8 protein-coding genes are annotated in these 5218 nt (G+C 66.8%); 3 read left to right on the top strand and 5 right to left on the bottom strand.

The genetic code is table 11. The features are described from left to right. Positions 1–317: 317 nt before the first annotated feature. Together cobM and ACIBH2_RS15065 are read right to left on the bottom strand one after the other, a co-directional pair. The gene (gene cobM / locus ACIBH2_RS15070) at positions 318–1076 is read right to left on the bottom strand and encodes a precorrin-4 C(11)-methyltransferase (RefSeq protein ID WP_397117644.1); all 759 of its coding nucleotides are present in this window, start codon (positions 1074–1076) and stop codon (positions 318–320) included. Positions 1077–1191: 115 nt separating this feature from the next. Continuing rightward, complete coding sequence (locus ACIBH2_RS15065; protein WP_397117642.1) at positions 1192–1617, bottom strand: PPOX class F420-dependent oxidoreductase; 426 nt, start codon at positions 1615–1617, stop codon at positions 1192–1194. A gap of 100 nt (positions 1618–1717) precedes the next feature. On the opposite strand from ACIBH2_RS15065, the gene ACIBH2_RS15060 reads away from it, so the two are divergent. Together ACIBH2_RS15060 and ACIBH2_RS15055 are read left to right on the top strand one after the other, a co-directional pair. Beyond that, complete coding sequence (locus ACIBH2_RS15060) at positions 1718–2368, top strand: helix-turn-helix transcriptional regulator (RefSeq protein WP_397117640.1); 651 nt, start codon at positions 1718–1720, stop codon at positions 2366–2368. Between the two features lie 32 nt (positions 2369–2400). Next, on the top strand, positions 2401–2862 hold the full coding sequence (locus ACIBH2_RS15055; RefSeq protein WP_397117638.1) for a DUF3291 domain-containing protein: 462 nt from the start codon (positions 2401–2403) through the stop codon (positions 2860–2862). Here the strand turns inward: ACIBH2_RS15055 and ACIBH2_RS15050 are convergent. Further along, the gene (locus ACIBH2_RS15050; RefSeq protein WP_397117636.1) at positions 2859–2999 is read right to left on the bottom strand and encodes a hypothetical protein; all 141 of its coding nucleotides are present in this window, start codon (positions 2997–2999) and stop codon (positions 2859–2861) included. The two genes, ACIBH2_RS15055 and ACIBH2_RS15050, sit on opposite strands and share 4 nt — an antisense overlap. Here ACIBH2_RS15050 and ACIBH2_RS15045 point away from each other — a divergent pair. Continuing rightward, the gene (locus tag ACIBH2_RS15045) at positions 2985–3329 is read left to right on the top strand and encodes a hypothetical protein (RefSeq protein ID WP_397117634.1); all 345 of its coding nucleotides are present in this window, start codon (positions 2985–2987) and stop codon (positions 3327–3329) included. The two genes, ACIBH2_RS15050 and ACIBH2_RS15045, sit on opposite strands and share 15 nt — an antisense overlap. Here the strand turns inward: ACIBH2_RS15045 and ACIBH2_RS15040 are convergent, their stop codons facing one another. Both ACIBH2_RS15040 and ACIBH2_RS15035 read right to left on the bottom strand, forming a co-directional pair. Further along, the gene (locus ACIBH2_RS15040) at positions 3330–3956 is read right to left on the bottom strand and encodes a LuxR C-terminal-related transcriptional regulator (RefSeq protein WP_397117632.1); all 627 of its coding nucleotides are present in this window, start codon (positions 3954–3956) and stop codon (positions 3330–3332) included. Beyond that, the gene (locus ACIBH2_RS15035; protein WP_397117630.1) at positions 3953–5110 is read right to left on the bottom strand and encodes a sensor histidine kinase; all 1158 of its coding nucleotides are present in this window, start codon (positions 5108–5110) and stop codon (positions 3953–3955) included. Before ACIBH2_RS15035 ends, ACIBH2_RS15040 begins: the two co-directional genes overlap by 4 nt. Between the last annotated feature and the right edge of the window lie 108 nt (positions 5111–5218).

Below are 5218 nucleotides of genomic sequence, written 5' to 3'. Positions count from 1 at the left end.
CCCAAACCTCGCTTCCGGAACACCACAGCGCTCCCCGCCGACACCCGAACGGGACGCACACCTCTACCAGCGTGGCGTCCACGTTCGGGGTTCACTTCGAATAACAATCAGTCACAAATGTTCAATGGGTATCCGTCCCGAGCGGCGATCTTGTTACATGGGCGCGACCACACCCGGCGACGCCAAGACCGCCATATCCAGAACCTTGCTGCACACCACCGAACCAATCTACCGCCCGCTGCGGGTGTGCATACAAAAAGGACCATAGCCCTTAGCTATCATCGCATTTCAGGATTGTTCGGGCCGAAAAATCCGAACTAGCCGCTAATGTGCGAGCGGTCCCGACCGGGGTCGTAGAGGTGCGACTGCGCACACGAAACCCCCTCCGCCAGCGCCCTTCCCACCAAGATCACCGCCGCCTGCCGCAACCCCGCGGCCTCCACCTTGTCGGCGATATCGACCAGGGTCCCGCGCAGCACGACCTGCTCGGGCTGGCTGGCCCGATAGACCACGGCCACCGGACAGTCGCCCCCGTACTCCGCGACCAACTCCCCCGCCAGCGCGCGGATGCGAGTAATAGCCAAATGCAATACCAACGTGGCCTTGGTCCGAGCGAACTCCCCCAGCGCCTCCGACTCCGGCATAGCGGTCGACCGCGCCCGAGTCCGGGTCAACACCACCGACTGCACCAGCTCGGGCACGGTCAGCTCGGCCCCCAACACCGCCGCCGCGGCCGCGTACGCGGGCACCCCCGGCGTCACATCCCAAGCCACCCCCGCCGCATCCAACCGCCGAGTCTGCTCGGTCAACGCCGAATACACCGACGGATCCCCCGAACACAACCGCGCGACCTCCTTCCCCTCCCCCACGGCCCGCACACACCGCTCCACGATCCGATCCAGATCCATCCCCTGCGTATCCACCAACTCGGCCCCCGGCGCACAGTGCCCCAACACCTCGGGATCGAGATACGTCCCCGCGTAGAGCACCACCCCCGCCCGCCGCAACAACTCCACCGCCCGCACCGTCAGCAAATCCGCCGCCCCCGGCCCAGCCCCGATGAAGTGCACACTCATCCCGCGAGTCTAAGCAGCCTCGCCCGCGCCGCGTTCGCGGAAGTGGACCAACGATCAGGGGGCACTGGTGGCGGCAACGTCCGAGTGGCCGCCGCCACCAGTTCCCCCTCGTGGCTCACTCGGTGACGTTGAGGGCGGCGGTGACTTTGGTGGGGTGGAGGCGGACCACTAGTTCGCCGGGGACGCCGTTGCGTTTGCCGAATTCTTCGGCTCGGGTGGGGCCCATGTAGCGGGCGGCTATGTCGGTGGCGGTGCGGAGGAGGTCGGCGGGGTCTTCGGAGGTGGTGGCGGTGCCTTGGATCTGGACGAAGCCGTAGGGGGGTTCCTCGAGGTCTACGACCAGGGCTAGGCGGCCGTCTCGGAGGATGGATTTGCCCTTGGCGGTGGCTTTTCCGGTGTTGAAGACGATGTCCTCGCCTTCCACGATGAACCAGATGGGGGCGACTAGGGGGCGTCCGTCGGCGGTGGTGAAGGCGAGTTTGCCGGTTCGGGTTCCGGCGGTGAGGAAATCGCGCACCTGGGGGTCGGAGAGGGAAGCCATGCCGATCACCGTAAGGGCTGGACGCGGCGAAACGCCGGAACCAGGCACTTCGGACCCGGCGACTTCTATCGTGGCGATCGGTTGTTCTTAGAATGGCCAGGTGAGGGATATCGACGCGATCGCCGCATTGCAGGATCCGGTGCGGCGGCGGCTCTACGACTACGTGGCCGGTCGGGGCGAGGAAGTGAGCCGCAACGACGCCGCGGAAGCGACGGGTATCCAGCGCACGCTCGCGGCGCATCATCTCGACAAGCTGGTCGAGGCGGGGTTGCTGGAGACCGAGAGTAGGCGGCTGTCGGGGCGGACCGGGCCCGGCGCGGGTCGCCCCGCCAAGCTGTATCGGAGATCGACTGCGGAGCACCAGGTTTCATTGCCGTCGCGCGACTACCTCACCGCCGCCGACCTTTTGGCGGAGGTCGCCGAGGAGGCGCGAGTCGATGTCGAATTGCAGGCCGCCGCTCGCAAGCGTGGCCGCACGCTAAGCGACGGCGAGCCGGTGCGCGAGCTCTCCGCCGCCGCCGAACTGCTGAGATCGCGGGGCTACGAGCCCTTCGACGACGAGGGCGTGCTGCGGCTGCGCAACTGCCCGTTCCACGCCCTGGCCGAGGCGTACCCGCCGCTGGTCTGCGGCATGAACCTCGCCCTGCTCGAGGGCCTGCTCGGGGATTCCGACGAGCTGCGAATCCGTATGGACGCGCGCCCCGGCCTGTGTTGTGTCGCCATCGAGAATTCTAAAAACAATGAGAGTTGACATAGAAACTCGCGACGTGGTGAGCTGAATCCATGAACGGTCATCACCTCGCCGAGTTGAATCTGGCGATGCTGCGGTACCCCCTGGACGACCCGCGCATGGCGGGCTTCACGTCCATGCTCGAACCGATCAACGCCCTGGCCGACGCTTCCCCGGGCTTCGTCTGGCGTCTGGTCGACGAGGACGGCGCGGATGCCACCTCCATGCGGCCACTCGGCGAGGACGTGATCATCAACCTGTCGGTCTGGGAGAGTCGAGAGGCCCTGTGGGACTACGTGTATCGCAGCCAGCACTTGGACTTCCTGAGCAGGCGCAGCGACTGGTTCGCGCGCCCACGCGAGCCCATGACCGTGCTGTGGTGGGTTCCGGCCGGACATATCCCGACTCTCGAGGAAGCGTTGGACCGCCTGCGGATGCTCCGCGAAAACGGCTCCACGCCAGCGGCTTTCGGCCTTCGTGAAAACTACTCAGCCGAGGACGCGCACGCCGCCTAGAGCGCTGGCCGAACCCAGCGGCGCAGCGCGTCGATGGTCGTCTCCGGAGAAGTGTTGAAGCAGAACCGAATTCCGGGTGCGAGTTCGGGGACCACATTCGTCAGCCGCTCGAACAACAGTGTGTGCTCGGGAGCCATGCGCACCCCCGCCCCGATCATGGCCACCCGGAACCGCTGTCCGGCAAAGCATTCGCGCACCTTCGCCTCGGCTTCGTCAGGCCCGCCCGGTATCTTTCGGGCAGTGCGCGGTTCGACGAGCTCTGGCAGGCGAGTCGCTCGGGCCAGATTCGTTCGGATACCAAGGTCATTCGACATCCGGAGCTGGGGCGGCTGACCCTCGACTGCGACGCGCTCCAGGTTCCGGATTCCGATCAGATCGTTATCGTCTACTCGGCCGCACCGGGGACCGCCGAAGCGACAGCTCTGGAGCTGTTGCGTGTCACCGGATCTCAGCAGTTCAGCGCGTGATCAGATAGCGCCGTACTCGCGGGCTCGGGCCACCGCCGACGTACGGGATTTCACGCCGAGTTTGGCGTAGATGTGCACCAGGTGGGATTTCACGGTGGTCTCGCTGAGGAAGAGGCGGCGGCCGATGTCGCGGTTGGAGAGGCCGTCGGCGACCAGGCGGAGGACCTCGATCTCTCTGGCGCTCAAGGTCGTATCCGGTTTGCGGACGCGGGTCATGAGTTTCGAGGCGACGGAGGGCGACAGCACGCTCTCTCCGGCGGCGGCGGACTGTACGGCGGCGAGCAGTTCGGACGGTGGTGTGTCCTTGAGGATGTAGCCGACGGCTCCGGCCTCGATCGCGCCGAGAATGTCGGCGTCGGTGTCGTAGTTGGTCACCACCAACACATTCGGTGGGTTCGGCAGGGCGCGCACCGCCGCGGTGGCCTCGGCACCGGATTTGCCGGGTCCGAAGCGCAGGTCCATGAGAACCAGGTCGACCGGCGTGGTGGCGCAGAAGGCGACGGCCTCGTCGGCGGTCGCCACCTCACCGACCACCTCGATATCACTATGGGCCGCACCGGAATCCAACAGCGCCCGCAGTCCCGCGCGGACGATGGCGTGGTCGTCGGCGAGCAGGATCCTGATCATTCCTGATCCTCCAAGGGAAACGAGACGGTGACGGCGGTGTGGCCCGGTTCGGATTCCACATCCATACTGCCGCCCTGCTGCTCGACGCGGCTGCGCATGGCGGTTAGACCGAAACTGCCCGAAGGAGGTTGGGCCAGGACCTCCGGATCTATGCCGACGCCGTCGTCCACAACATCCAGATGGATGGCGTCGTCGGCGTAGGTGAGCGTGATGCGCATGCGCTCGGCATTGGCGTGGCGCACCACATTCGACACCGCGCCCTGGGCGATGCGCACCAGGGCGGCCTCCATCGGCATGGGCAGGCGGTGCGGTGTGCCCTCCACCATCATCTGGGTGTCCAGCCCGGGGGCTTCGGCGCGTTGGGCGATGCGGTGCAGGGCTTGGGTGAGGGACTGGCCCTCGAGTGCGGCGGGGGTGAGTTCGGCTATGAGCTGGCGGGTTTCGACGAGACTGTCGGCGGCGGTTTCGCGGGCGAGCCGAATCTGTTGCAGCGCTGGATGATCCGGTGCGGCGCGTTCGGCGGCATGCAACAGCAGCTGAATACTGCTGAGCCCCTGGGCGACCGTGTCGTGGATCTCCTGGGCCAGACGCTCGCGCTCGGCCAGCTTGCCCGCGGTGCGCTCCTGTTCGGCGAGAGTCTCACGGGTGGCGAGCAATTCGTCGATGAGGCGTTGGCGCTCGCTGGCCTCGCGGTACAGCGCGGAGTAACCGAGGCCGATGGCGACCGCGACCACCGCGCCCAGGGTGGGACCGATCACGGCGGCCATCGAGAAGCCGCGATGCACCGCGAAACCCACGATCGACACCACCGTGGCGGCCACCACGGCGACCAGCCCCCAATAGCGCGGCAACAGGTGCAGATAGAGGAAGAACAGGCCGAACACCAGGTAGACCGAGTCCGGCACGAGCAGGACGAGACCGAGCCACAGCAGCGTCAACACCAGCAGCCACAGCCGTGCGGCGGCGGGTCTGCTCTTGAACAGCGCGCCCGCGAAGTACACGCCGAGGAAGGCCCCGGCGAGCACGATCACCCCGATCGGATTCGACTGGGTGAGCACGCTGCGCCCGGCGATCACCACCGTCAGCGCCACCACCAGGGCGTGCAGTCCCACCTGGAGGGCGGAGAAGACCGGGGTCAGCGGGGATCGGTGCACGCCAGACAGCTTATGCCCGGCTACCTGGGCGGCATCCATCGAAAGTAGGAAAGGCCGCCCCACCGTTCGCATACGCGCGTTTCGTTCCGCGGCGCGATGGCGCGACGG

The organism is Nocardia sp. NPDC050406 (assembly GCF_044459025.1).
Taxonomy (GTDB): domain Bacteria; phylum Actinomycetota; class Actinomycetes; order Mycobacteriales; family Mycobacteriaceae; genus Nocardia.
Note: the sequence above shows the minus strand (reverse complement) of the source record. Positions and strands in the feature narration are given on the sequence as shown.